The organism is Paracoccus alkanivorans (assembly GCF_003697785.1).
Taxonomy (GTDB): Bacteria; Pseudomonadota; Alphaproteobacteria; order Rhodobacterales; family Rhodobacteraceae; genus Paracoccus; species Paracoccus alkanivorans.
In genome coordinates this window covers 255078-278906 of record NZ_QOKZ01000006.1, presented here as the reverse complement: position 1 = coordinate 278906, position 23829 = coordinate 255078, and the positions used below count along the sequence as shown (strand labels likewise).

Below are 23829 nucleotides of genomic sequence, written 5' to 3'. Positions count from 1 at the left end.
GTCAGTCCGGATTATTCATGCCATTTTGTCTCTCATGTTTGATCGAAACTCTGAAACTTCCCCGGGCCGCGATGCGGTCAGCGAGGTCCTTCTGGGAATGCGTCTGCGCGGGGCCAGCTATTCCCGCCTGCGCTTGACACCGCCATTCGGCGTGCGGTTTCCCGCGGGAACCGGTGCGCGCTTTCACTTCATCGGGCAAGGCGGGGCTATCCTGGCATTGCCGGGCATGGCTCCGCGCCGGCTCGAAGCCGGTGACGCCGTGCTGATCCCGCGCGGACATGACCACAGCCTTTCATCGGCCCCCGGGATCGTCGTTCGGGATATCGCCACCTATACGCCGCAGGCCTTGTGCCGGGCCTTTTGCGAGATCCGCGATTGCGATGACAAGACCTGCCGGACCCTGGACACGACCATCCTGACCGGTGTCATGGAACTTGACCTGGTCACCATGCATCCCCTGATCGCCCTGATGCCCGAAGCGATGTCGGTCGGCGCATTACTGGACCGTCAGCCGGAAATGCGGGCCATATTGGCTGCGATGGATGCCGAAATGGCGCAGGACCGCCCCGGTTCGGCGGGTGTTCTGGCGCGTCTTGCCGATGTGATCGCGGCTCTGATCGTGCGGGGCTGGGTGGAATGCGGCTGTGACGATGTCTCGGGTGTCCTGACAGCGTTGCGCGATCCCCGCCTTGCCCGGGTGCTGGTCGAGTTGCATCGCGATCCGGGCAGGGATTGGGACGTGCCGGCGATGGCGAAATTGATGGGTGCGTCCCGCTCGGTGTTTTCAGAGCGTTTCACAGCAATTGTCGGGACCAGCCCCTTGCGCTACACGACCGATCTCCGGATGCGGCTTGCCGCCCAGTGGATAGGACGCGATGGCGAATCCATCGCCTCGGTCGCATATCGGTTGGGCTATGGCTCGCAGGCGGCATTCGCGCGGGCCTTCAAGCGGGTCATCGGTGTCCCGCCCGGCCGGATCCGGCGCAGCGACGACGTAACGGCAGCGGAACCGCGATAATCCGCGTTCGTAGGCGGGTAGATGACCGGTTCAGGCGCGCCCGAGTTTTTCCAGACGCGCGCTGCGCAACCGGGCGAAATCGTCCCCCGCGTGATATGAAGAGCGTGTCAGCGGCGTGGCCGACACCATCAGGAAGCCCTTGCCATAGGCCGATTTCTCGTAGGCCGCGAATTCCTCGGGCGTGACGAAGCGGTCAAGCCGGTGATGTTTCGGGGTCGGTTGCAGATATTGCCCGATGGTGATGAAATCGACATCGGCGGCGCGCATGTCGTCCATCACCTGCAATACGCTTTGCCGGTCCTCGCCCAGCCCGACCATGATGCCGGACTTGGTGAACATTGCTGGGTCCAGCTCCTTGACCCGCTGCAACAGCCGCAGCGAGTGGAAATAACGGGCACCCGGACGAACCGATGGGTAAAGGCCCGGAACGGTTTCCAGGTTATGGTTGAACACGTCGGGCCGCGCCTCGACCACGGTTTCCAGCGATCCGGGTTTGGATTTCAGGAAATCCGGGGTCAGCACCTCGATGGTCGAACCGGGCGAGCGGTGGCGGATGGCGCGGATGGTCTGGGCGAAATGCTCGGCCCCGCCATCGTCCAGGTCGTCGCGATCGACCGAGGTGATGACGACATGGTTCAGGCCCAGCTTCTGCACCGCATGGGCGACCCGCCCCGGCTCGAACACGTCGAGCGAATCGGGCTTGCCGGTGATGACGTTGCAGAAGGAACAGCCGCGCGTGCAGATCTCGCCCATGATCATCATGGTGGCGTGACCCTGGCTCCAGCATTCGCCGACATTGGGGCAGCCGGCCTCTTCGCAGACGGTCGAGAGGCGATTCTCGCGCAGGATGTCGCGGGTCTGCTTGTAGCCTTCGGACGTAGGGGCCTTGACCCGGATCCAGTCGGGTTTCCGGGGCTGCGACTGATCGGCGCGATGGGCCTTTTCAGGATGGCGCAGGCGGGGCGGGGAAGTCGTCTCGGTCATCTCCGACCTTTCGATGAGTTTTCTTCTACCTAATCGCAAACGGGGGGTTGATCAACGGCGCTGGTCATGCTGCATCTGCATATCCGCGCTGCGTTGCGGCGCGGGTGAAAAGGGGGGAGGCGTTTTGGATGATAAAGGACGATACAGATGAAAATCGGCGACAGGCTTCCCCAGGTGACTTTCCAGACCCGTGTCCGCGACGAGGCGGTGGGTGGTCCCAATCCCTTCCGCTGGCAAGAGATGACCACGGACGACTATTTCAAGGGCAAGCGGGTGGTGCTGTTCTCGCTGCCCGGCGCGTTCACCCCGACCTGCTCGACCTACCAGCTTCCGGGCTTTGAAAAGGCTTTTGACCAGATGCGCGAACTGGGCATCGATGCGATCTACTGCATGTCGGTGAATGACAGTTTCGTCATGAATCAATGGGCCAAGGCGCAGGGGCTGCAGAACGTGACGGTGATCCCGGACGGATCGGGCGAGTTCACCGAAAAGGCCGGGATGCTGGTGCGCAAGGACAACCTGGGCTTTGGTGCCCGGTCCTGGCGCTATGCCGCCGTCGTCCGCGACGGCGTGGTCGAGGCGTGGTTCGAGGAGCCGGGACGCATCGATAACTGCCCCGAAGACCCCTATGGGGAAACCTCGCCCGAATCGGTGCTGAGCTGGTTGCAGAACGCCCGCGTGGCCGAACCGGCCTGATGCCGTCCTCATGATGTAGAAAGGGCCGCCCTCGCGGCCCTTTTTGCATCCGGCTGGAACAAGGATCGGTCCAAACGGCGATAAGCCGCTTTGCGATCGTCGCAGCGTGATTCGATTAAATCCGAAGCCGCTCTACCGGGCGGTATCGAACTGTCGCAGGGCGGCATCCAGGAACCGCTCGCGCAGATCGGGGGTTTCCATCATGATTTCGTGGCGGCAATGCTCGAATTCCAGCAGGCGGGCGTCGTCCCAACGGCCGGCGCGATTGCGGATCGCCTCGGCCGAAACGATCTTCTCCCCGTCTCCGAGCGATACGGTCATGGGCAGGTCGGGCGAAGGCATCTGGGCCAGCCTTGTGCATTCGCGCAACGCCTCGCCCAGCCAGTGGAAGCTCGCTCCGCCGATGGTCAGGTCGGGCCATGCCGCCGCCTCGTGCAGAAGCCGCGTCCATTCGCCAAGATCATGGGTCAGCAGGTTGGAGCCGAACGCCTCGTCGATGAAATAGCTGCCCTTCGCACCGGTGCCCGGCGCCGGGCGCTCGCCAAAACCCAACCTGCTGGCCAGCGATGCGACAGCCAGAACGGCGGGGCGCGGCAGCCCGTGCGACTCGATCCCCCACATGGGGGCGGAGAAAACAGCGCTGGCAACCGGCAATTCGTCGGCCAGCGCCGCCAGCCCGATGCAGCCGCCCATCGAATGGGCCAGCAGGTGCCATGGTTTCGGCAGATCGACCCGGGAGGCGGCCACGACCATCTCGATCACATCGCGCTGATAATCCGTGAACTTGCCGATATGGCCCGGGCGCGGATCGTCGATCAGCCGGTCGGACAGCCCCTGGCCGCGCCAGTCGATAGCCAGCACCTCGTAGCCCGAATCAGTGAGTTGCCGGGCGAAGGCGGCGTATTTCTCGATATACTCGGTGCGGCCGGGAAACAGCAGCACCGCGCCCACAGGATCGATGGTTTCACAGCGCCACAGCGCCAGCCGCAGCCGCACGCCATCCTCCGCCTTGACCCAGAAGGCCGAGCCGGGTGTCAGGGGATCGCCGGGAAGCTGGTGGAACGGTGCCTGTTCGATCATGCGCCAGCCGTTCAGGACAGGGCCTGGCCAAGCTGCATGGCCACGGCCATGTCGCCGTCGAGCTTGAGCTTGCCGCTCATGAAGGCGGTGGTCGGGTTGACGCTGCCGTCGAGAATGCCCTCGAACGTCTCGCGGCTGGCTGTCAGCGTCACATCCGCCTCGTCGTCGCCCGCGCGCACGCCGCTGTCGTCGATCATGATCGAGCCCTCGTCCTCGATCACGAATTTGGCGGTCGAGGAAAAGCTGCCGATCTTTTCGCTCAGCTTCTCGACGGCGGCGTTCACGATATCGCTCATTTTCATGCGTCTCCTTGCGCTATGTCTGGTGCCCGGCGGGCTCAGTGGTTACATTCACGATATGCGCCCGGTCCGAAGTTTTTTCCACCTTATCGTTACGGCAGCCATGCGTGCAATCATTGCATGTGCGATCCTGCTATGGACGGGGTTTTCCGCCATGGCGCAGGATGCCGATATGGACAGGCTGTTCGCGCAGCTTGCCCGGCCCGACAATGACGCGTGGCGAATCGCCGAAACCGACATCCTGCGGGAATGGTCGAAATCAGGTTCTCCGGCGATGGATCTGCTGCTCAAGCGTGGCGAGGAGGCGCTGGACATGGGCGACCTTGACGCTGCCATCGGCCATCTGACCGCGCTGACCGACCACGCGCCTGATTTCGCCGCCGGCTGGCAGGCCCGGGCGGCGGCCTTTGCGGCGGCCGGCTATTTCGGCCCCGCGGCCGCCGATCTGGCCCGCACCCTGGAACTGGAACCCCGGCATTTCGCCGCCCTGACACAGCTTGGCGTGATCCTGGAGGAGATGGAGGATTACGAGGGCGCATTGGCCGCCTATCGCGAAAGCCTGAAGATCCACCCCCATCAGCAAGAGGCCAGGGACGGGGTGGCACGGCTGGAAAAGCAGCAGACCGGCACCGATATCTGACGCCATGAACATGCAAACACGCGGCCGGGTCACGGCAGTCCTCGGCCCGACCAATACCGGCAAGACCCATTACGCCATCGAACGGATGCTGGCCCATCGGACCGGGGTCATCGGCCTGCCGCTGCGGCTGCTGGCGCGCGAGGTCTATGACCGGATCGTCAAGGCGCGCGGACCCTCGGTCGTGGCGCTGGTCACGGGCGAGGAGCGTATCGTGCCCGAGCGGGTGCAATACTGGGTCGCCACCACCGAGGCCATGCCCGAGATAGGCGCCGATTTCGTCGCTATCGACGAGATCCAGCTTTGCGCCGATCCGGAACGCGGCCATGTCTTTACCGATCGCTTGCTGAACATGCGCGGGCTGCACGAAACGCTGCTGCTGGGCAGCGACACGATGCGTCCGGCCATTGCGGCGCTGATCCCGGATGTGCAGTTCCAGCGCCGCGAAAGGTTCTCGACCCTTGGCTGGGTGGGGTCGCGGAAACTGTCGCGCATGCCCGCGCGCTCGGCCATTGTCGGCTTCAGCATCGATGACGTCTATGCGATGGCCGAACTGATCCGGCGGCAAAAGGGCGGCTGCGCCGTGGTCATGGGGGCGCTGAGCCCGCGCACGCGCAATGCCCAGGTGGCGATGTACCAGGCGGGCGAGGTCGATTACCTGGTGGCCACCGACGCCATCGGCATGGGGCTGAACCTCGATATCCGCCATGTCGCCTTCAGCGCCACGCATAAATTCGATGGCCGCCGCGTGCGCGAACTGTTCCCGCATGAGCTGGGCCAGATCGCGGGCAGAGCGGGGCGGCATACCGATGCGGGCACATTCGGGGTGACGGGCGAGGCGCAATCCCTGGACGAGGGGCTGATCGACGCCATCGAGAACCATCGTTTTGCCCCGATCCAGCGGCTGATGTGGCGCAACAGGGCGCTGGAATACGGGAGCATGGACCGGCTGGTCTCCAGCCTCGAAATGGCTCCGGGGCATGAACGCCTGTCGCGGGGGCGCGAGGCCGATGACGTGGCGGCGCTGAAATCCCTGCGCGACTTGCCCGAGATCCGGGACCGGGTGCAGGGCGGGCGCGATGTGCGGCTGCTCTGGGATGTCTGCCGGGTGCCGGATTTCCGCGGCATTTCGCCTTCCGAGCATTCCGCGCTGCTAGCCCGGATCTTCGGCTTCCTGCAGGAAGGGGCGATTCCGTCGGACTGGCTGGCACGGGCGATTGAGCGTATTGACCGCACCCATGGCGATATCGATGCGCTGTCGAAACGGCTGGCATATATCCGCACCTGGACCTATGTGGCCCAACGCAGTGGCTGGGTCGAGGACGAAAACCATTGGCGCGGCGAGACTCGCGCGGTAGAAGACCGATTGTCAGATGCGCTCCACGCGGCTCTGACCCAAAGATTTGTGGACCGGCGCACATCCGTTCTCTTGCGCCGGCTCAAGCAGAAGGAGAGCCTTGTGGCCGAAGTGAACGACAAGGGCGAAGTGACGGTCGAGGGCGAGTTCGCCGGCCGGTTGGAAGGTTTCCGTTTCCGCCCCGACCAGACCGCGACAGCGGATGAGGCAAAGATGCTGAACCGCGTCAGCTACGAGGCATTGCGCCCGCATTTCCATCTGCGCGCCGACCGGTTCTATAACGCGCCCGATACCGAGCTGGATTTCACCGAGCAGGGCGGGCTCATGTGGGGCGATGCCGCCGTGGGCAAGCTGAGCCGCGGGGCGGATGCGCTTAATCCCGGCGTCGAGGTCTTCGTGGACGAAGAGACCGGGCCCGAGATCGCCGAAAAGGTGCGCCGCCGGTTGCAGCATTTCATCGATCGCAAGGTCGCCGCGTTGTTCGAGCCGTTGATTGCCATGCAGAAGGACGAGGCGCTCACCGGCCTGGCCAAGGGCTTTGCCTTCCGGCTGGTCGAGGCGCTCGGCGTGGTGCCGCGCGAGGGCGTGGCTACCGAGGTGAAGGAGCTCGATCAGGAAGCGCGGGGGATGTTGCGCAAGCATGGCGTCCGTTTCGGCCAGTTCACCATTTTCATGCCGGCCCTGCTGAAGCCCGCGCCGACGCGGTTGCGGCTGGTGCTGTGGTCGCTGGCCGAGGGGCTGGAGGAATTTCCCGAAAGCCCGCCGCCCGGCCTGGTCACGATCCCGCATATACCCGAGGTGCCGGACGGCTATTACACGCTGTCGGGCTATCGCCCCGCGGGCGAGCGCGCGATCCGCATAGACATGCTGGAACGCCTTGCCGATCTGCTGCGCGCGCAGGACACGCGCGGCGGGTTCGAGGCGAATGCCGACATGCTGTCGATCACCGGCATGACGCTGGAGCAGTTCGCCGGGCTGATGCAGGGTCTTGGCTATGCCGCCGAGAAGGGCGAGCGGGAAAAGGTCAAACCCGTCGAGCCCGTGTTGCCGCCCGCAGCCGAGGGCGAGACTTCGGACGCGCCGATGACCGAGGAGGAAAGCGTCCTCGCCGCCGAGACCCGCGCCAGATGGGAGGCGGAGCAGGCCGAGAAACGCCGCGCCGAGGCAGAGGCGGCAGGAGAGACGGCTCCGGACGAAGAGGCGCCGGTCGAGATGGAAGTGTTCTACACCTTCCGGTGGGCACCCAAGCCGCGCGGCAACCGCCGTCCGCAGAGCGAGGGGCAGGGTCGTCGCGGCGGCCCCCGCAAGGAGTCACGTGCCGAGGGCGGCAAGCCGGGTGGCCGTGAAACCGGCAAGCCTCGCGGCAAGGGCGGCCCGAAAAAGGGCGGCAAGCCTCAAGGCCCCAAGACCTTCCATTCGCGCCCCGAGAAAAAGGCCGATCCCGACAGCCCCTTCGCGGTTCTGGCTGCGCTCAAAGACAAGAAGTGACGGCGGACACCGACACACTGCGGCTTGATAAATGGCTGTTTCACGCGCGGCTGTTCAAGTCACGCGGGCTTGCTGCCTCGCGTATCGAGGCGGGCGGCGTCCGCCTGAACGGTCAGCCCTGCCGCAAGCCGGGGCGGGTGGTCAGGCCGGGTGACCGGCTGGTCGTCTCTGCCCATGGCCGTGTGCGGATACTGGATATCGTCGCGCTCGGGCTCCGCCGCGGGCCTGCCAGCGAGGCGCAAGCCCTTTATGTCGAGCATGAGGAAACCGCTTCGTCCGGCGCCGATTCGCCCGATCCCGGCAATTGATGATTTCGACCTCCGGGCCGGGCGAAATTTCCGGTGCCGGCGTGATATTCTGCAATGGGCGGAAATTCAGGAACGCCGTCGAGGAGCGGACCGGTGGGCCGCGACCGATTTGCCGCCCGGCGCGAATGACCGGAACGCTGTCCTTCGGATTGGCCTGCGGGTGATACGCGATCGGCTTCGATCTGGGGCAGGGTGGCTTGATTGATCCGGGTGAAGAGACTAGGTGAAGCCCACAAGACCAATCCAAGAGCCCCGCGATGACCTATGTGGTGACTGATAACTGCATCATGTGCAAATACACCGACTGCGTGGAGGTGTGCCCCGTCGACTGTTTCTACGAGGGCGAGAATACGCTGGTCATCCATCCCGACGAATGCATCGATTGCGGCGTCTGCGAGCCGGAATGCCCTGCCGACGCGATCCGCCCCGACACCGAGCCCGACATGGAGCAATGGGTGGAGTTCAACCGGAAATATTCGGAGCAATGGCCGGTCATCACCCAGAAGAAGGACCCGCTGCCCACGGCCGAGGAAATGGATGGCCAGGAAGGCAAGCTGGAGAAATATTTCTCCGAGGCGCCGGGCGAGGGCGATTGAGCCGGACTGTCACAATCGGCCGGAAATCCGGTTGCAGGTGACGGGAAATCGCAGGCGATTCGCATGCGCATTTGCGTGAACTTCCAGGTTTGTTTACGTTAATGCATTGAAAAGAATTTGGAATCCCGTTTCTGCGTCGCGGCGTCAAACTGCGGCGTGCCCGCTTTTTTTAACGTCTTATTTATGTTATGTTCAATTCAAGTCGCATCTGATGGGAGTCAGAGGCCCGAAGGATGTGCGCCTGTCGCTGCTGTTCCCGCGCCCTCTGCCGGGCACGGGCAATTACAATGATCAAAACGGACCGAAGGTGGCCGCCGCCGCTTGCGGTTCTTTGTGCCCTTGACCGGGGCGCCACCTAGAGGAAGCCATATGTCGAAAGCCAAGAAGAACGAATTCCGCCCCGATGACTTTGTCGTGTATCCGGCTCATGGAGTCGGCCGGATCGTGTCGATCGAAGAGCAGGAAGTTGCGGGGCTGCGGCTGGAAATGTTCGTCATCTCGTTCGACAAGGACAAGATGACCCTGCGCGTGCCGACCGCCCGCGCGACCGAGATCGGGATGCGTGGCCTGTCCTCGCCGGATCTGGTCAACAAGGCGCTGGAAACCTTGAAGGGCAAGGCCCGCGTGAAACGCGCCATGTGGTCGCGCCGCGCCCAGGAATACGAACAGAAGATCAATTCCGGCGACCTCATGTCGATCGCCGAGGTGGTGCGTGACCTGCACCGCAATGACGAGCAGCGTGAGCAATCCTATTCCGAGCGTCAGCTTTACGAAGCCGCGCTGGACCGCCTGACCCGCGAGGTCGCCGCAGTGGGCGGGCTTGACGAAGGCGCCGCGCAAAAGCGCGTGGACGAGGTGCTGACGGCCCGCGCGGCCTGATCCGTTTCGAAATCCGTTTCAGGGGCGTCCCGTTTCGGGGCGCCTTTTGTATCGTGGGGGCGTAATTTCTGCTGCCGGTCAGGCGGATTTTGCGGCTATTGGCCGATTGCTTCCCATGAAGTTGTGCCGGGATGCATATTTGCCCATAGTCAGGGAATGGCGAAATTTGCAGATCATGATTCGTATATTGCCGCGGCCCCCGAGCAGTTTCGGCCACTTCTGACCCAATTGCGCAGGCAACTCGCCCAGGCTCTTCCTGACGCGGAAGAATTCATCATGTATGATATCCCGGGGTTCGGGTTCGGAAAGTCAGTCATCGCGGGCTATGCGGCTTTCAGCAAGCAATGCGGCCTGTATGTCAGCAAGGGCGCCATTGCTTCGCATGCGGATGATATCGCCGCCGCCGGACTGAAGGCCACAAAGACCGGCGTCACGTTCTCGTCGCGCAAACCCATTCCCGACGAGTTGGTCACAAAGCTCGCTCTCGCTTCGCGAAAGGAGCTTGGGGTGTGAAAGTTTCCGCTAAAGCAGTTTGCGCTTATTCGGATCCAGCCCGGCCCCCTTCTTCTTCATGCAAATACCTCGCGGGGTCGCCGGCCGGTCGCGCCACCGGTTCGAGAGACCTGCCGGCGACGGGGCAGCGCCCCCGGCCATCGCAGGTGCAGTTCGCGGCTGAACCCGGTTAACTGCAAATTGCTCTAACTGCCGTATCGTGCGATGGCGGGCCAGGGTTCACTCCCGTCTCTCATACGCGCAAGGCAAGACCGCCTGACCCCACGCTTTGTGACAGTGACACGGCAACGGATGGGGCCGCGTGGACATCCTCCGCCAGCCCTCCTATAACCCCGGCAAATTCCGAAGCTGCAGAGGCGCCATATGATCAAGGTATTCGGCCACACCGCCCCCGACACAGACTCGACCGGCTCGCCCATCATCTGGGCCTGGTATCTGGGCGAGATCCGCAAGACCCCGGCCAAGCCCGTCCTGCAGGGCGAGCCCAATACCGAGGCCGCCTGGATGCTGGAGCGGTGGGGGCTGGACAAGCCCGAGATCATCTCGGATGTGGCGGCGGGCGAGCAATGCGTCATCGTCGATACCAATAACCCGGCAGAACTGCCCGCCTCGATCAACGACGCCGATGTGATCGAGATCATCGATCATCACATGCTGGCCGGTGGCGTTAAGACCCGCGCGCCGATCAATATCACCATCCGCCCGCTGGCCTGCACGGCGACGATCATGCATGACCTGATCGGCGAGGATCTGGCAGGCGCTCCCGAAGGGGTGAAGGGCGCGATGCTGACCTGCATCCTGTCCGATACGCTGGAATTCCGCAGCCCGACCACGACCCCGCATGATCGCGAGGTGGCCGAGAAGCTGGCGGCGGAACTGGGTATCGAGATCGCCGAATACGCCGCCGAGATGTTCGCCGCCAAATCCGATGTCAGCGCCTTCAGTGACGAGGAATTGCTGCGGATGGACAGCAAGGAATACGAGCTGGGCGGCAAGAAGCTGCGCATATCGGTTCTGGAGACCACTGCGCCGCAGGTTCTGCTGGACCGCAAGCAGGCGCTGATGGATGCCATGCCGGGCGTGGCCGGGGCCGATGGCGCCGACGACGTGCTGCTGTTCATCATCGACATCCTGAAGGAAGAGGCGACGCTGCTGGTCCCGAATGATTTCGTAAAGCAAGTCGCCGAGAAAAGCTTTGACGTCACGGTCGGGGGCGACGCGGTCGTCCTGCCCGGTGTCATGAGCCGCAAGAAGCAGATCATCCCGGTTCTGGCCGTCTGATGAGCCAGATCATCGGGAACCTGTCGCAGATCGGCGGCGATTACGACGCGCTGTTCTGCGATCTCTGGGGCTGCCTGCATAATGGCAAGCAACCCTATCCTGCGGCGGTCGGCGCCTTGCAGCAGTTCCGCCAGGCGGGCGGCAGGGTCTGCCTGATGACCAATGCACCGCGGCCCAATCAATATGTGATCGCGCAGCTCGACCGGATGGGCGTGCCGCGCGATGCCTGGGACCTGGTCGTCAGTTCCGGCGATGCCGCGCAAGATGCCATGTTCGCGGGGGCTGTGGGCCGCAAGGTCTGGCATATCGGCACGGAAAAGGATGACGGCTTCTTTACCGATATCCCCGGCGAATGGGCGGATGCCCCGGCGGTATCGCGCGTATCCCTGGAAGAAGCCGAGGGCATCGTCGCGACAGGCCCCTTCGACGAGGCGAACGAGGCGCCCGAGGATTACCGCGCCCGCCTGATGATGGCGCGCGAACGGGGGCTGGTGCTGCTTTGCGCCAATCCCGATGTCGTCGTCGATATGGGCGAGACGCGGATCTATTGCGCCGGTGCGCTGGCCGAGTTCTACGAGGAACTGGGCGGCAAGTCGCTTTACTTCGGCAAGCCGTATCCGCCGATCTATGACCGGGCGCGGCGGCTGATGGATCTGGGTGACGACGCCCGCATCCTGGCGGTGGGCGACGGCATCCGCACCGATGTGAAGGGTGCGCAGCAAGAGGGCATCGACTGCCTTTTCGTGACCGGCGGGCTGGCGGCGGAGGCATTCGGCCCCGATGTCGAGAACCCCGATGCCGAATTGTTGCGCGAATGGCTGGCGACCCAGCAGATGGCCCCACGATACAGTATCGGGCGGTTGCGCTGATCCACACGCAGCCTTGATGGTCCTGACACCCGCGCCGATTGGTGCGGGTGTTTTCGTTAATCAGGTCGCAATACTCAAAAGCAATAAAATTAACTTCAACTGCTAATCGATGATATTTTCTTGCGCGACGGAACTTTTGCTGCTATGCAGCATTTATCCTGAGACCCGGTTGAGTTATGGAACGCAAGATGTTGGACAATCTTCCCCGCGGCACGATCGTCATCGAGGATCTGGAAGTCGGCATGACCCGCTACCTGCAAAAGCAGGTAACCGATCACGATATCGAGCTGTTTGCCGAAGTTTCGACCGATCGCAACCCGGTGCATCTGGATGACGATTATGCTCAGGACACCATCTTCGAGGGGCGGATCGCGCATGGAATGCTGACGGCGGGCTTGATCTCGGCGGTGATCGGGGAACAGCTTCCCGGCCATGGCACGGTCTATCTGGGCCAGACGCTGAAATTCATGGCGCCTGTCCGTCCCGGTGACATGGTTCGCGCCGAGGTCACGGTCGAGACGATCGATCATGCAAAACGTCGGGTGACGCTTGCAACCCGCTGTCTCGTCGGCGATACGGTCGTTCTGAAAGGCGAGGCTGTCGTTCTGGCGCCAAGCCGCAAGTTCGACTGACGGGGCATGGATGGCCCCGATAGGGGGCGCATTGCAGATCCATCGTGACTGGACCGGCCTGCCAGCCAGCAGCCATGGCGCGACGATTGCCATGGGCAATTTCGACGGTGTGCATCTGGGCCATCGCGCGGTGATCGAGGCGGCGGCGCGGGCCGCCGACGCACCCCTTGGCGTGCTGACATTCGAACCCCATCCCCGCGAATTCTTCGTGCCCGATGCGGCGCCTTTCCGGCTGATGAACGCCGAAGCCCGCGCCAATCGGCTGGCGCGCCTGGGCGTGGAACAGTTATACGAACTGCCCTTCAACGCCGTTCTCGCCGGGCTGAGCCCCGAAGGCTTCGCCCGCGAGGTGCTGGTCGAAGGGCTGGGCATCCGTCATGTCACGGTGGGCGCCGATTTCTGCTTTGGCAAGGATCGGGCAGGGAATGCGCAGACGCTGAAGGATCTGGGGACAGAACTGGGTTTTGGCGTGACCGCCGTGCCGCTGGTGGGAACGGGCGGACAGGATTACAGCTCGACCGCGATCCGCAAGGCCCTGACCGAGGGCCGCACCCGCGATGCGGAAAGGATGCTGGGCCATTGGCACCGGATCGAGGGCGAGGTTGTTCATGGCGACAAGCGCGGCCGCGATTTCGGTTGGCCCACCGCGAATATGCGCATGGAGGGGCTACATCTGCCGCGGCTTGGCGTCTACGCGGTGCTGGTCGATGTGCTGACCGGACCGGACCGGCTGTCCTGCCAGGGTGTGGCCAGTCTTGGCGTGCGCCCGATGTTCGGCCGGAACGCCCCGAATCTCGAAGTGCATCTGTTCGATTTCGACGGTGATCTTTACGGACAGCACCTGTCCGTCGCGCTTGTCGAATTCCTGCGCGACGAGGCGAAATTCGAAAGTGTCGAGATCCTGATCGACCAGATCGCCGATGACGCGAAACAGGCGCGCGCGGTTCTGGCAGGCGCGTGATGCGCGAGAGATTCTGGGAATTGCCGCTTTCGCAACTCACCCCCGGCGAGTGGGAGGCGCTTTGCGACGGTTGCGGCAAATGCTGCCTGAACAAGATCGAATATGAGGATACCGGCGAACTGGCCTTCACCCGCGTCGCCTGCAAGCTGCTGGACGGGCATGCCTGCCGCTGCAATTCCTACGCGAACCGGCATGATTACGTGCCTGAATGCGTGGTTCTGACACCGAAAAAGCTGAAAGAGATCGCATGGTGGCTGCCTGCGACCTGCGCATACCGGCTGCGCCACGAGGGCAAACCGCTTTATGAATGGCATTACCTGATCTCGGGCGATCCGGAATCGGTGCATCGGGCCGGTGTCAGTGTACGCGGCTGGACTGTCAGCGAGGCGGCATTGTCCGAAGAGGACTGGGAAGATCACATCATCGAGGATTTGTCATGAATTTCGCTTCCGACAACACATATGGCGCGCATCCGGCGGTTATGGCCGCGCTGGCGGACTGCAATGACGGCGCGGTGATGGGCTATGGCGCCGATCCGGTGACAGCACGCGCCGAGGCTGCGATCCGGGACGCGCTGGAGGCGCCGCGCGCGGTGGTTCGCTTCGTCGCAACCGGGACAGCGGCGAATGCGCTGGTCTGCGGGCAGCTCGCACCGCGCTACGGGCGAATTTACTGCCACCGGGACGCCCATATCGAGACCAGTGAATGCGGCGCGCCGGAATTCTTTACCGGCGGTGCCAAGCTGGTGACGTTGCCGGGTGAGCATGGCAAGCTGCAGCCCGAAGCACTGACCGATGCCATGTGGCGCGGGGCGGCGGATGGGTTGAACGGCGGGCGCAACGGGCTGATCTCGATCACCAACGCAAGTGAATGGGGAACCGTCTACACGCCGGACGAGGTCTCGGCGCTGGCGCGGGTGGCGCATGATGCCGGGCTGCCCCTGCATATGGATGGGGCGCGTTTCGCCAATGCGGTGGCGGCATTGGGGTGCTCTGCGGCGGATGTGACATGGCGCGCGGGCGTCGATGCGCTGTGCTTTGGCGGCACCAAGAACGGTGCGATGGGGGCCGAGGCTGTGGTGTTCTTTAATCCCGATCTGGCCGAGGAATTCGACTATCGCCGCAAGCAATCGGGGCATGTATTCTCCAAGCAGCGTTTCCTTGCCGCGCAGATGCTGGCACTGGTCGAGAATGGGCTGTGGCTGGAACTGGCTGGCCATGCGAATGGCCTGGCCGCCAGGCTGGCCGAGGGAGTGGCCGCCGCCGGAGGTTCGCTTCTGGCGCCGGTGCAGTCGAACGCGGTCTTCGCGACGATCCCGCCCGAGGCCCATGCGCGGGCGAAGCAGGCCGGGGCGATCTATTACCTCTGGCCCGACAAATCCGCCGAGGGGCTGGACCCGGTGCCGATCCGGCTGGTGACGGCATGCGACACATCCGAGGCGGATGTCGAGGCGCTGATCGCGGTGCTGGCGGGCTGACAGGGGGCAGGCGGGCGTATCACGTCACCGCGATCCCGCGATCGTCCTTCAACGTCTTGAGCACGATCTCGGACCGGACCTGAGACACCTGCGGATGCGGCAGCAGGTGGCGGTGGACGAAATCGGCGAAGGCATCCAGGTCGCGCGTGCGGATATCAAGCACGTAATCGGCATCTCCGGACACTGAAAAGGCCGAACGGATCTGCGGGTGGCTGGCGACGAAACGGGCGAAATCGTCCTCCTTGCCTTGCCCGTGGCTCGACAGGTTCACCCGGATGATGGCGCGCAGCCCATAGCCAAGCCGGGCCGCGTTCAGGCGTGCCGAATAGCCCTCGATCACGCCCGCCCGCTCCAGCGCGGAACGCCTGCGCGAACATTGCGAGGCCGACAGGTTCACCACCTCTGCCAATGCGGCATTGGTCATTGCGCCATCCCTCTGCAATGCAGCAAGAATTGCAACGTCGAAACCATCCAGCTCCATTTCGTGCGTCATTCCATATTTTTCCGCGTATTTCATGCAATAATGCCGCGAAGATGACATAACTTGCAACCTTCTTGCATCGATCCGGCGGCATTCTGGACTCAACTCAGATCATCAGTCACAGGAGGAGCAAATGGGTCCTTTCCCGCATGATGCCCCGAAAGCCACGATCAGCAAGGCCAACCCGGCCGGGACCGACGGTTTCGAATTCGTCGAATACGCCCATCCGGAGCCTGAAAAGCTGGATACGATCTTTCGCCAGATGGGCTTTACCCCGGTGGCAAAGCACAAGAGCAAGAATATCACCCTCTATCGTCAGGGCGATATCAACTACCTGCTGAATGCCGAAGCGGACAGCCATGCGGCGGGCTTCGTCAAGGAGCACGGTCCCTGCGCGCCCGCCATGGCCTGGCGGGTCGTCGATGCGCAGGCGGCGCTGAAGCGTGCCCTCGACCTGGGGGCCGAGGAATATACCGGCCCCGGCAAGTCGATCGAGGCGCCTGCGGTTTTCGGGATCGGCGGCTCGCTGCTGTATTTCATCGATACCTATGGCGATGAGGGCAGCGCCTATGACGCCGATTACGACTGGCTGGGCGAGGCGAATCCACGTCCCGAGGGCTTTGGCTTCTACTATCTCGACCACCTGACCCATAACGTGATCCGCGGGAACATGGATACGTGGTACAAGTTCTATCACGACACGTTCAATTTCCGCGAGATCAAGTATTTCGACATCAAGGGCAAGCAGACCGGCCTTGTCAGCCGGGCGCTGACCTCGCCCGATGGAAAAATCCGCATCCCGATCAACGAATCCACCGACGATCACAGCCAGATCGAGGAATATCTGAAGGAATACAAGGGCGAGGGTATCCAGCATATCGCCATCGCCAGCGAGGACATCTATGCCGGCACCGACCGGATATCCGAGGCGGGGATGGAGTTCATGCCCGGTCCGCCCGACATCTATTACGAGATGTCGCACAAGCGGGTCAAAGGCCACGAGGAACCCATCGAGCGGATGAAGAAGCATGGCATCCTGATCGATGGCGAGGGCGTGGTCGGGGGTGGCGAAACCCGGATCCTGCTGCAGATCTTTTCGAAAACCGTGATCGGCCCGATCTTCTTCGAGTTCATCCAGCGCAAGGGTGATGACGGCTTCGGTGAGGGCAATTTCCGCGCCCTGTTCGAGTCGATCGAGGAAGACCAGATCCGCCGCGGTGTGCTGAGCTCTGAGCCGGCCGATTGATCTCTCCCCTGTCACGCCACCCGCAACATGGCAGGCGGCGTGACAGGCCGTCTTGTGCTGTCAGTCGTCCAGAACGAATGTGACCATCATGTTGACGCGATAGCTGGTGATCTGGCCGGCATCGCAATCGACGCTCTGCTCCTTGATCCACGCGCCCTTGACGTTGCGAAGGGTCTCGTTGGCGCGTTTGACGCCTTTCTTGACGGCATCTTCGAAACTGGTTTCCGATGAGGCCGAAATCTCGGTTACTCGTGCAATGGACATGGCGATGCTCTCCCTCTCTCCCCTTGAGATCAGGATCAACGTATCATTCCCTCGTGAGGTTCCGTGATGAGCTGGACCGATTACGCCTCGGCTCCCGCGCCGGGCACCCCGATCTGTGCCGCATCCGATATCGAGGGCGCGCAGGCCCTGTCGCTCACCACCGAAAGGGGCAGTTTTCCCCTGCTGCTCCTACGCGCTGGCGACACCTTCCGCGCCTATGTCAATGCCTGCCCGCATCAATACCTGCCGCTGAATTACCGTAGCGACCGGCTGCTGTCGGCGGATGGCACGAAATTGATGTGCACTGCCCATGGCGCGCAGTTCGATATCCATTCGGGAGAGGCACTGCAGGGCGCCGATTGCGGGCTCGACGCCGTGCCGATCGAAGTCAGGGATGGCCAAATCCGTATCGCGTCCACGGGCTGACTTCTTCTTCATGCAAATATCCCACGGGGGTCCGGGGGTGTGAAACCCCCGGCTTCCGCCGGTTTCCTCAGAAACCGGCCTTAATCTTCTCGAACTCGGCGAGCTGCTTTTCCCGCTGTGCCGGATCGTTCGGAGTCTGCGCAAGGATCGGCGCATCGACCTCGCTCAGCCCGTCCTTCACCGCCTGCTCATCCTTGATCGTCTCCATCGCCTCGGTCGATGTATGGCCGTAGCCGATCGTGTCCAGCAAGGCCTTGCCTGCCGAGGGCTCCAGCCAGGCATTGATGAAATCGTAAAGCTTTTCCTCGCTGCCCGGCCCGTTCTTCATGTTCACGAAGCCGCAGAAGAAAGTCGAGGAACCCTCTTTCGCCGCGCGCTGGAAGCCGACGGGGTAATCATCCTCCTGCAGATAGACCACGCCGTCATTCCATGACCAGGCCACATCCACCGCGCCCGAGGCCATCAGCTGCGCCTGCTCGCTCGGATCGGCCCAATAGGCGGCGACATTCTGATGCGCCTTGCGCAGCCAGTCGGCGGCGGCCTGGAACTGCTCGTCCGTGACTTCCGTCCAGTCGGTAGTGCCGGTCGCCAGATAGGCCAGCGCCCATACATCGTCCGAACTGTCGGGCAGCGAGGTGCGGCCCTGGTATTTCGGATCGACGAAGATCTGCAGGCTCGCGACATCCTCCTCGGGCACCGTTTCGCTGTTATAGGCCACGGCGGTCGCGCCCCAATCGGTCGGGATATACCAGACACCCTGATCATCCTTGAAAATCTCGGAATCGAGGAATTTCGGATCGAGCTTGTCGAAATTCGGGATCTTCGACGTATCCCATGGCTCGATCAGCCCGGCATCGCGGTATTTGCTGACCATCTGGCTGCAGGGATGGACGGTATCGGCCTGGAATCCCGAGGCGATCTTCTGGAAAGCCTCGTCGTCATCGCCGAAAAAGGCATAGGTCGGGCTGTCGCCATGCTTGTCGACATAGGCCTGGAAAATCGACGGTTCCTCGAAGCCCGCCCAATCGAACACGGTCAACTCGGGATCGGCGGCAAAGGCCGGTGCCGCAAGGGCGGACACCAGCATCGTGGTGGAGAAAAGACGCATGTGAGGGGCTCCTGTTGGTGGCGTTTTGTCCGACGCTAGCCGCAGCACCCGCACCGCGCAAGAGGATCGCGCATGGCCGTTGTTCAACGCATGCGCAAAGCGCCGTCCAGTCGGATCACCTCGCCGTTCAGATAGCCGTTCTCGACGATGAAAGCGGCCATGCGGGCATATTCCCTGGGATCGCCCAAGCGCTTGGGAAAGGTGACCTCGGCGGCCAGGCCGTCCTGCACATCCTGCGGCAGGCTGCGCAGCATCGGCGTGCTGAAGATGCCGGGGGCAATGGCGCAGACACGGATTCCCTGGGACGCAAGATCGCGGGCGATGGGCAGGGTCATCCCGGCGATCCCGGCCTTCGAGGCCGCATAGGCCGCCTGTCCCTTCTGCCCGTCGAAGGCCGCGATAGAGGCGGTGTTGACGATCACGCCTTTCTCTTCGCGCTGGTTCCTGACCATCTCGGCGGCGGCAAGGCGCAGCACGTTGAAGCTGCCGATCAGGTTGATCTCGATAGTGCGGCGAAACCCGTCCAGCCGATGCGGGCCTTCGCGCCCGACGGTCTTTTCCCCGGTTGCGATGCCGGCGCAGTTCACGCAGATATCGATGCCGCCCATGATCTCGACTGCCCTGGCAATAGCGGCGGTCACGCTGGCCTCATCGGTCACGTCGGTCCGCACATAGCTCGCGCCGATGGCCGAGGCGGCGTCTTCCCCCGCCGCGTCAAGGTCGAGCACCACCACCTGCGCCCCGCAAGAGCGGAAATGACTGGCCGTCGCGCCCCCCAATCCCGAGGCGCCCCCGGTCACGATGGCGCGCGCGTTCGACAGATCCATGCCGTCCTCCCTGTAATGTTCCCGAGGATGTCATGCCATGTGCAAGTGGGTTCTACCAGTGGCACCACGCGACCCGGATCACCGCTTGAGCATCTCTGGCCCGCCGGCGATCTTCGGGTCGATCTTGCCGATGGCTTTCACATCCTTGCCCGCATAATCCACCGCGTTCAACACCGCCTGGATCGCGGCAATGCGTGCGCGGCGCTTGTCGTCCGAGCGGATTACCGTCCAGGGCGCGATGGGCGAATGCGACAGGTTGAGCGTTTCGGTAATCGCCCCGGTATACTCGTCCCATTTCGCCAGCCCATCGACATCTATGCTGGACAGTTTCCACTGCTTCAGCGGATCCTTCTCGCGGTCGAGAAAACGTTTCAACTGCTCGGCCCGGCCGACATTCAGCCACAGCTTGACCAGCACGATCCCGTCATCGACCAATGTCTGCTCGAAGCCGGGAAGCTGGCGGAAGAAGGCATTGCGCTGGACGTCCGAACAGAATCCGAAAACCTTCTCGACCACCCCGCGATTATACCAGCTCCGGTCGAACAGTGCGATTTCCCCGGTTGCGGGAAGCCAGTCCACGTAACGCTGGAAATACCATTGCCCGGATTCGCGCTCGGTCGGCTTGGGCAGGGCGACGATATAGGCGGAACGCGGGTTCAGGTTCTCGCGGATACGTTCGATCGTGCCGCCCTTTCCGGCAGCGTCCCGGCCCTCGAACAGGACTGCCACGCGTTTGCCGGTAGCCACAACGTCATGCATCATCCGGACAAGCTGAAGCTGCAACCGCTCCATCCGGTCCTTGTAATCGTCCTTGTCCATCTCTTCCCGGTAGGGATAGCCTGGGTCGAGAATGTCGTCTTTGCCGGCCTTTTCGATGGCCCTGCGGATCTCTTTCGGGGCCTGTTTGTCCAGGTAGTCGCTGATCTGGCCGACAAGCGGCAATTCGGGCATTCCGGACATGGTTTTCACGCCTCTCCGATACGGGACATGTCATACCAGGTGGTCTGGTAGATCTCGTTGATCCAGTTACCGTAAAGCAGATGCGCATGGCTGCGCCAGCGATTTGCCGGGGGGCGGGTCGGATCATCGTCGGGGTAGTAGTTGCAGGGCACGTTGATCGGCTTGCCGCTTTTCACGTCGCGGTCGTATTCGTTCTTGAGCGTGGTGCTGTCATATTCGAGATGGTTGAAGATATAGAGCGCGCGATGGCCCGGATCCTCGATCAGGCAGGGCCCGACCTCGTCGCTGGCCAAGAGCGTGGTCAGCGCCGGGCGGGCGTCGATATCCTCCTGCCGGATCTCGGTCCAGCGGCTGACCGGAACCAGCACGTCATCCGAGAAACCGCGCAGATAGGGCGATGCGGGAGAAAGGTTCCTGTGGCGGAAACAGCCGAAGGCCTTGTGTTCCAGCATATGCTTTTCCAGCCTGTGGAAATGCCAGGCCATCGCCATGCCGCCCCAGCAGACACCGAAGGTGGAATGGACATGCGTCTGCGTCCAATCGAAGACCCGCCTGAGCTCTTCCCAATAGGTGACATCGCCGAAGGAAAGATGCTCGATGGGCGCGCCGGTGATGATCAGGCCGTCGAATTTCTCGCCCGCCGCCTCGACCTCGCGGAAGGGGCGGTAGAAGCTTTCCATATGGTCGGCGGCGGTATGGCGGCTTTCATGATCCGACATGCGGATCAGCTGAAAATCGATCTGCAAGGGCGTGGCGCCGATCAGCCGGGCGAACTGGTTCTCGGTCTGGATCTTGTGGGGCATCAGGTTCAGCAGCCCGATGCGCAAAGGCCGGATATCCTGCGTGGCGGCCCGCCCCGGCGACATCACCATCACGCCCTCATCCGACAGGATGCGGTAGGCGGGAAGGTTCTCGTTCAGGGTGATGGGCATTGTGGTTATTCCTTGCGGTCGATGGCGTGCGCCACCAGTTGGATGAAGTCGGAAGCGTTGCGCACCGCCGCGACTTCTTCGGCGGTGACGGTGATGCCGCGCCGCGCCATGGCGGCATAGCGGGGTTGGCGATGGGCCAATGCGCGGGCATAGGTCCATCGGATGAAGGCATCCGGGTTTACCGGGCCGGCATGTTCCGCGGCATATTCCCTCCACGCGTCATGAAGGAATTCCGGCTGGTAATACATGGGCTTGGGGGCACGATCAAAACGGCGGACCAGTTCCGCCACATGTTCCTCCGAACCCTTTATCCAGACCAGCAGCATCCGGCTTTCCATATCCGTCAGCACCGGGTCGTCCGCATCCTCGGGATCGACGACCTCGCAGACCGAACCGCTGGTGTCGCAGACGAAATGGCCATAGCCATAGATATCCTGCGCGCGTTCGATGAAGTGACCGGTATCCAGCATCGCGGCGATCTCGGCGGCGCGGTGCTGGTTCTGGCGCTTCATGTATTCGTCGAAATCCAGCCCGCCCTGCGCCGGATCCCCGGGTTTGCCCAGATAGGTGGACAGGGGGGCGAGGTTCTCGAAGGTGATATTGCTGGCGATATACACGCTGTCCGACATCAGCAATTCACGCAGCAGCGGCACCTGCATCGCGTGGCGCTTGAAATTATCGGTGATCCGCTCGCCCATGTAGCGGGTGCCGATGCGGTAATCGACCGAGTAATGGAACCAGTCGCCGGTCTCGCGCAACATGGATGACAAAAAGGTCTTGCCAAGCCCTGACATTCCGAACAGCGCGACGCGCTTGTTCCGGGCTGCCTGCCACTCTTTGCCGGTCCTGTAGATCATGTTCCGCCTTTCGCTGACCCGGGCATAGGTAATGCGCCCGGAGAAAAGAGGGAAGGGGGCCGCGGGCAAATGCCAGGCAGCGCAGCAGGCCGCGCGCCGCATTCGGATCGGAGGCAGCGGCCTTCCCGTTTTGCACAACAATTGCTGGGAATTTGACTGCACAACCCGTGCACCGCGCATGCACAACCTGTGCACAGGGCATACACAGGCAGCGCCGGCTGCTATGGGTTCAACGGCATCCGGCGTGGCAAGGCGCGAAAACAGATTCCATTTGACATATAATTCCTCTCACTTTCGAGAGACTGTTTCCTTCATGGAATAAATGATCGCGCCAGAGAAAACCCACACCCTTCTTCTTCATGCAAATATCCTGGGGGGTGCCGGGGGGCAGGCGGCCCCCCGGCCATCGCGGGACGCAACCCGCCGGTGCCAATGAAAAGGCCCCGCACGGATGCCGGGGCCTTTCGGGTTCATGACGGGCGGGATCAGAAGCTGTAGCCGACCTTTACCCCGACACCCCAGGCATGGTTGTCTTCCATATCCACACGGGGGGCATCGGGCGTGCCGGTTTCCGGCGTGGCATCGCCCAGCTTGTAATAACTGACGCCTGTGGTGATCTTCAGCCTGTCCTGAGTATATATCGCGGCGAGGGTAATCCCCTTCCTGCCATTGGTGGGCGCAAGCGGCGAAACCAGGTCGTCGCCGGATTCCTCGTAGATGAAACTTGCCGCGCCCGACCAGTTCTCGGTGAACTTGCGGCCAACGCCGATCGTGTAGGTGGTGCTGTCCTCGAGATCGACGAGACCGCCGCCGGTCACCTGGACGAACCTGTCCGGATCCACGCGGAAGCTTGACCAATCCACCCAACGGATCGAGCCGAAGACCAGGGTTTTGGGATTGACGCCGGTCTGGAATTCGAGGTTCCAGGATTTCGGTGTCTTGACCTTCAGCGTGGAGCTTCCATCCAGCAGCGGCAAGGCAGGTATCGGGCCCGGCCCGTCAGGATCCACCGGCGGACCGCTCTCGGTCACGTCGAAATCATGCTCGATCTCCGAATTGTAGGTCAGCGACACGCGCGCGGCTATGTCGGGCCTTTCCCAGGACACACCGGCAAGCCATCCATAGGCGGTGTCTTCGCCTACATCCAGATTGTAACCGTTGACTGGACCATATGCCAATCCGCTGAGCGTCACATTCGCATCCGTTTTCGCGGCACGGATACCGGCGTGAACGCCAAAGCCGTTTTCAGGCATGGCAAAGCGGACAATCCCGGTCAGATGCGTGCTGTCGACATTGGCGCTGGTGCTGCCAAGGTTGAGCGATCCATCCGCAGGGTAAAGGATATCCGCCCCGAAAGGCTGATCCATGATGATGGCTGCCGACCAGTTGTCGTTGAACTGGTGCTTGTAGGCGAGGCCGAGGGCGTTATAGGACGACGAGACATTGCCGGTTCTTTCGCTCCCCGGATATGATCCAAGCGGCAAATCGGTTCCCGTCACATTGGGTTCGAGATGGCCAAAGCTCAACTCGGCGTAATTGCCCGGCTCCCAGAGCGGGCCGAGGGACTGGCCACCACGGTCGATGCCGCCGGCCAGGACGGGCGCAGCGCTGATCAGCAACGCGGCGGTGCCGGAAAACACGTATTTCATAGAT

27 protein-coding genes are annotated in these 23829 nt (G+C 62.7%); 16 read left to right on the top strand and 11 right to left on the bottom strand.

What is annotated here, in order from left to right; translation table 11 throughout:
• Nucleotides 1–34: 34 nt before the first annotated feature.
• Complete coding sequence (locus C9E81_RS16445) at nt 35–1018, top strand: AraC family transcriptional regulator (protein WP_122113429.1); 984 nt, start codon at nt 35–37, stop codon at nt 1016–1018.
• Nucleotides 1019–1048: 30 nt separating this feature from the next.
• Here C9E81_RS16445 and lipA read toward each other — a convergent pair whose 3' ends face one another.
• Nucleotides 1049–2002 (bottom strand): lipoyl synthase, encoded by a 954-nt coding sequence (lipA, locus tag C9E81_RS16440; RefSeq protein WP_122113428.1) that lies wholly within the window; start codon nt 2000–2002, stop codon nt 1049–1051.
• Nucleotides 2003–2149: 147 nt separating this feature from the next.
• On the opposite strand from lipA, the gene C9E81_RS16435 reads away from it, so the two are divergent.
• Nucleotides 2150–2698, top strand: a complete 549-nt coding sequence (locus C9E81_RS16435; protein ID WP_122113427.1) for a peroxiredoxin — start codon at nt 2150–2152, stop codon at nt 2696–2698.
• Between the two features lie 132 nt (nt 2699–2830).
• On the opposite strand, the gene C9E81_RS16430 is transcribed toward C9E81_RS16435, so the two are convergent.
• Together C9E81_RS16430 and C9E81_RS16425 are read right to left on the bottom strand one after the other, a co-directional pair.
• Entirely contained in the window at nt 2831–3778 is a 948-nt protein-coding gene (locus tag C9E81_RS16430; protein WP_243698692.1) for an alpha/beta fold hydrolase, read from the bottom strand.
• 11 nt (nt 3779–3789) lie between these two features.
• Nucleotides 3790–4074 carry an SCP2 sterol-binding domain-containing protein gene (locus C9E81_RS16425; RefSeq protein WP_122113492.1) on the bottom strand — a complete coding sequence of 95 codons (285 nt, stop codon included), beginning with the start codon at nt 4072–4074 and terminating at the stop codon, nt 3790–3792.
• Nucleotides 4075–4249: 175 nt separating this feature from the next.
• On the opposite strand from C9E81_RS16425, the gene C9E81_RS16420 reads away from it, so the two are divergent.
• The 12 genes from C9E81_RS16420 to C9E81_RS16365 all read left to right on the top strand — a co-directional run bounded on the left by C9E81_RS16420 (nt 4250) and on the right by C9E81_RS16365 (nt 15075).
• Nucleotides 4250–4717 carry a tetratricopeptide repeat protein gene (locus C9E81_RS16420; RefSeq protein WP_341802644.1) on the top strand — a complete coding sequence of 156 codons (468 nt, stop codon included), beginning with the start codon at nt 4250–4252 and terminating at the stop codon, nt 4715–4717.
• Between the two features lie 10 nt (nt 4718–4727).
• On the top strand, nt 4728–7559 hold the full coding sequence (locus C9E81_RS16415) for a helicase-related protein (RefSeq protein WP_122113491.1): 2832 nt from the start codon (nt 4728–4730) through the stop codon (nt 7557–7559).
• On the top strand, nt 7556–7867 hold the full coding sequence (locus tag C9E81_RS16410; protein ID WP_122113425.1) for an RNA-binding S4 domain-containing protein: 312 nt from the start codon (nt 7556–7558) through the stop codon (nt 7865–7867). The genes C9E81_RS16415 and C9E81_RS16410 overlap by 4 nt, the downstream gene beginning before the upstream one ends.
• 257 nt (nt 7868–8124) lie before the next feature.
• Complete coding sequence (gene fdxA, locus C9E81_RS16405) at nt 8125–8463, top strand: ferredoxin FdxA (RefSeq protein WP_106692535.1); 339 nt, start codon at nt 8125–8127, stop codon at nt 8461–8463.
• 369 nt (nt 8464–8832) lie between these two features.
• Nucleotides 8833–9342: a CarD family transcriptional regulator gene (locus tag C9E81_RS16400; protein ID WP_122113424.1), complete on the top strand. Its 510-nt coding sequence runs from the start codon at nt 8833–8835 to the stop codon at nt 9340–9342.
• Nucleotides 9343–9498: 156 nt separating this feature from the next.
• The gene (locus C9E81_RS16395) at nt 9499–9855 is read left to right on the top strand and encodes an iron chaperone (protein WP_122113423.1); all 357 of its coding nucleotides are present in this window, start codon (nt 9499–9501) and stop codon (nt 9853–9855) included.
• Between the two features lie 363 nt (nt 9856–10218).
• Nucleotides 10219–11136 (top strand): manganese-dependent inorganic pyrophosphatase, encoded by a 918-nt coding sequence (locus tag C9E81_RS16390; protein WP_122113422.1) that lies wholly within the window; start codon nt 10219–10221, stop codon nt 11134–11136.
• Nucleotides 11136–12005, top strand: coding sequence for a TIGR01459 family HAD-type hydrolase (locus C9E81_RS16385; protein ID WP_122113421.1), 870 nt, complete (start codon nt 11136–11138; stop codon nt 12003–12005). Before C9E81_RS16390 ends, C9E81_RS16385 begins: the two co-directional genes overlap by 1 nt.
• A 188-nt stretch (nt 12006–12193) precedes the next feature.
• On the top strand, nt 12194–12637 hold the full coding sequence (locus C9E81_RS16380; RefSeq protein ID WP_106692559.1) for a MaoC family dehydratase: 444 nt from the start codon (nt 12194–12196) through the stop codon (nt 12635–12637).
• A gap of 31 nt (nt 12638–12668) precedes the next feature.
• On the top strand, nt 12669–13598 hold the full coding sequence (locus C9E81_RS16375; protein ID WP_122113490.1) for a bifunctional riboflavin kinase/FAD synthetase: 930 nt from the start codon (nt 12669–12671) through the stop codon (nt 13596–13598).
• Entirely contained in the window at nt 13598–14038 is a 441-nt protein-coding gene (locus C9E81_RS16370) for a YcgN family cysteine cluster protein (RefSeq protein ID WP_122113420.1), read from the top strand. The genes C9E81_RS16375 and C9E81_RS16370 overlap by 1 nt, the downstream gene beginning before the upstream one ends.
• Entirely contained in the window at nt 14035–15075 is a 1041-nt protein-coding gene (locus C9E81_RS16365) for a threonine aldolase family protein (protein WP_122113419.1), read from the top strand. Before C9E81_RS16370 ends, C9E81_RS16365 begins: the two co-directional genes overlap by 4 nt.
• Nucleotides 15076–15094: 19 nt before the next feature.
• On the opposite strand, the gene C9E81_RS16360 is transcribed toward C9E81_RS16365, so the two are convergent.
• Nucleotides 15095–15568 carry an Lrp/AsnC family transcriptional regulator gene (locus C9E81_RS16360; RefSeq protein WP_243698691.1) on the bottom strand — a complete coding sequence of 158 codons (474 nt, stop codon included), beginning with the start codon at nt 15566–15568 and terminating at the stop codon, nt 15095–15097.
• Nucleotides 15569–15689: 121 nt separating this feature from the next.
• Between C9E81_RS16360 and hppD the strand changes: the two genes are divergently transcribed.
• Nucleotides 15690–16802, top strand: a complete 1113-nt coding sequence (gene hppD, locus C9E81_RS16355; protein WP_122113418.1) for a 4-hydroxyphenylpyruvate dioxygenase — start codon at nt 15690–15692, stop codon at nt 16800–16802.
• A 60-nt stretch (nt 16803–16862) separates the two neighbouring features.
• Here the strand turns inward: hppD and C9E81_RS16350 are convergent, their stop codons facing one another.
• Nucleotides 16863–17066 carry a dodecin family protein gene (locus C9E81_RS16350; RefSeq protein WP_122113417.1) on the bottom strand — a complete coding sequence of 68 codons (204 nt, stop codon included), beginning with the start codon at nt 17064–17066 and terminating at the stop codon, nt 16863–16865.
• 66 nt (nt 17067–17132) lie between these two features.
• On the opposite strand from C9E81_RS16350, the gene C9E81_RS16345 reads away from it, so the two are divergent.
• Nucleotides 17133–17492 carry a Rieske (2Fe-2S) protein gene (locus C9E81_RS16345; protein WP_122113416.1) on the top strand — a complete coding sequence of 120 codons (360 nt, stop codon included), beginning with the start codon at nt 17133–17135 and terminating at the stop codon, nt 17490–17492.
• Between the two features lie 67 nt (nt 17493–17559).
• On the opposite strand, the gene C9E81_RS16340 is transcribed toward C9E81_RS16345, so the two are convergent.
• The 6 genes from C9E81_RS16340 to C9E81_RS16315 all read right to left on the bottom strand — a co-directional run bounded on the left by C9E81_RS16340 (nt 17560) and on the right by C9E81_RS16315 (nt 23825).
• The gene (locus C9E81_RS16340) at nt 17560–18600 is read right to left on the bottom strand and encodes an ABC transporter substrate-binding protein (RefSeq protein WP_122113415.1); all 1041 of its coding nucleotides are present in this window, start codon (nt 18598–18600) and stop codon (nt 17560–17562) included.
• An 83-nt stretch (nt 18601–18683) separates the two neighbouring features.
• Nucleotides 18684–19427, bottom strand: coding sequence for an SDR family oxidoreductase (locus tag C9E81_RS16335; RefSeq protein ID WP_122113414.1), 744 nt, complete (start codon nt 19425–19427; stop codon nt 18684–18686).
• Nucleotides 19428–19505: 78 nt separating this feature from the next.
• Entirely contained in the window at nt 19506–20387 is an 882-nt protein-coding gene (gene ppk2 / locus C9E81_RS16330; protein WP_122113413.1) for a polyphosphate kinase 2, read from the bottom strand.
• A 5-nt stretch (nt 20388–20392) separates the two neighbouring features.
• A complete protein-coding gene (locus C9E81_RS16325) occupies nt 20393–21319 on the bottom strand; it encodes a homoserine O-succinyltransferase (RefSeq protein WP_122113412.1) in 927 nt (308 codons plus the stop codon).
• A 5-nt stretch (nt 21320–21324) separates the two neighbouring features.
• A complete protein-coding gene (locus C9E81_RS16320; protein ID WP_122113488.1) occupies nt 21325–22176 on the bottom strand; it encodes an ATPase in 852 nt (283 codons plus the stop codon).
• Nucleotides 22177–22661: 485 nt separating this feature from the next.
• Nucleotides 22662–23825: an OmpP1/FadL family transporter gene (locus C9E81_RS16315; RefSeq protein WP_122113411.1), complete on the bottom strand. Its 1164-nt coding sequence runs from the start codon at nt 23823–23825 to the stop codon at nt 22662–22664.
• Between the last annotated feature and the right edge of the window lie 4 nt (nt 23826–23829).

Coding starts and splice junctions, on each gene's coding strand:
- C9E81_RS16445 (WP_122113429.1), top strand. CDS start 35: ATGTTTGATCGAAACTCTGAAACTTCCCCGGGCCGCGATGCGGTCAGC.
- lipA (WP_122113428.1), bottom strand. CDS start 2,002: ATGACCGAGACGACTTCCCCGCCCCGCCTGCGCCATCCTGAAAAGGCC.
- C9E81_RS16435 (WP_122113427.1), top strand. CDS start 2,150: ATGAAAATCGGCGACAGGCTTCCCCAGGTGACTTTCCAGACCCGTGTC.
- C9E81_RS16430 (WP_243698692.1), bottom strand. CDS start 3,778: ATGATCGAACAGGCACCGTTCCACCAGCTTCCCGGCGATCCCCTGACA.
- C9E81_RS16425 (WP_122113492.1), bottom strand. CDS start 4,074: ATGAGCGATATCGTGAACGCCGCCGTCGAGAAGCTGAGCGAAAAGATC.
- C9E81_RS16420 (WP_341802644.1), top strand. CDS start 4,250: ATGGACAGGCTGTTCGCGCAGCTTGCCCGGCCCGACAATGACGCGTGG.
- C9E81_RS16415 (WP_122113491.1), top strand. CDS start 4,728: ATGCAAACACGCGGCCGGGTCACGGCAGTCCTCGGCCCGACCAATACC.
- fdxA (WP_106692535.1), top strand. CDS start 8,125: ATGACCTATGTGGTGACTGATAACTGCATCATGTGCAAATACACCGAC.
- C9E81_RS16400 (WP_122113424.1), top strand. CDS start 8,833: ATGTCGAAAGCCAAGAAGAACGAATTCCGCCCCGATGACTTTGTCGTG.
- C9E81_RS16395 (WP_122113423.1), top strand. CDS start 9,499: ATGGCGAAATTTGCAGATCATGATTCGTATATTGCCGCGGCCCCCGAG.
- C9E81_RS16390 (WP_122113422.1), top strand. CDS start 10,219: ATGATCAAGGTATTCGGCCACACCGCCCCCGACACAGACTCGACCGGC.
- C9E81_RS16385 (WP_122113421.1), top strand. CDS start 11,136: ATGAGCCAGATCATCGGGAACCTGTCGCAGATCGGCGGCGATTACGAC.
- C9E81_RS16380 (WP_106692559.1), top strand. CDS start 12,194: ATGTTGGACAATCTTCCCCGCGGCACGATCGTCATCGAGGATCTGGAA.
- C9E81_RS16370 (WP_122113420.1), top strand. CDS start 13,598: ATGCGCGAGAGATTCTGGGAATTGCCGCTTTCGCAACTCACCCCCGGC.
- C9E81_RS16365 (WP_122113419.1), top strand. CDS start 14,035: ATGAATTTCGCTTCCGACAACACATATGGCGCGCATCCGGCGGTTATG.
- C9E81_RS16360 (WP_243698691.1), bottom strand. CDS start 15,568: ATGACGCACGAAATGGAGCTGGATGGTTTCGACGTTGCAATTCTTGCT.
- hppD (WP_122113418.1), top strand. CDS start 15,690: ATGGGTCCTTTCCCGCATGATGCCCCGAAAGCCACGATCAGCAAGGCC.
- C9E81_RS16350 (WP_122113417.1), bottom strand. CDS start 17,066: ATGTCCATTGCACGAGTAACCGAGATTTCGGCCTCATCGGAAACCAGT.
- C9E81_RS16345 (WP_122113416.1), top strand. CDS start 17,133: ATGAGCTGGACCGATTACGCCTCGGCTCCCGCGCCGGGCACCCCGATC.
- C9E81_RS16340 (WP_122113415.1), bottom strand. CDS start 18,600: ATGCGTCTTTTCTCCACCACGATGCTGGTGTCCGCCCTTGCGGCACCG.
- C9E81_RS16335 (WP_122113414.1), bottom strand. CDS start 19,427: ATGGATCTGTCGAACGCGCGCGCCATCGTGACCGGGGGCGCCTCGGGA.
- ppk2 (WP_122113413.1), bottom strand. CDS start 20,387: ATGTCCGGAATGCCCGAATTGCCGCTTGTCGGCCAGATCAGCGACTAC.
- C9E81_RS16325 (WP_122113412.1), bottom strand. CDS start 21,319: ATGCCCATCACCCTGAACGAGAACCTTCCCGCCTACCGCATCCTGTCG.
- C9E81_RS16320 (WP_122113488.1), bottom strand. CDS start 22,176: ATGATCTACAGGACCGGCAAAGAGTGGCAGGCAGCCCGGAACAAGCGC.
- C9E81_RS16315 (WP_122113411.1), bottom strand. CDS start 23,825: ATGAAATACGTGTTTTCCGGCACCGCCGCGTTGCTGATCAGCGCTGCG.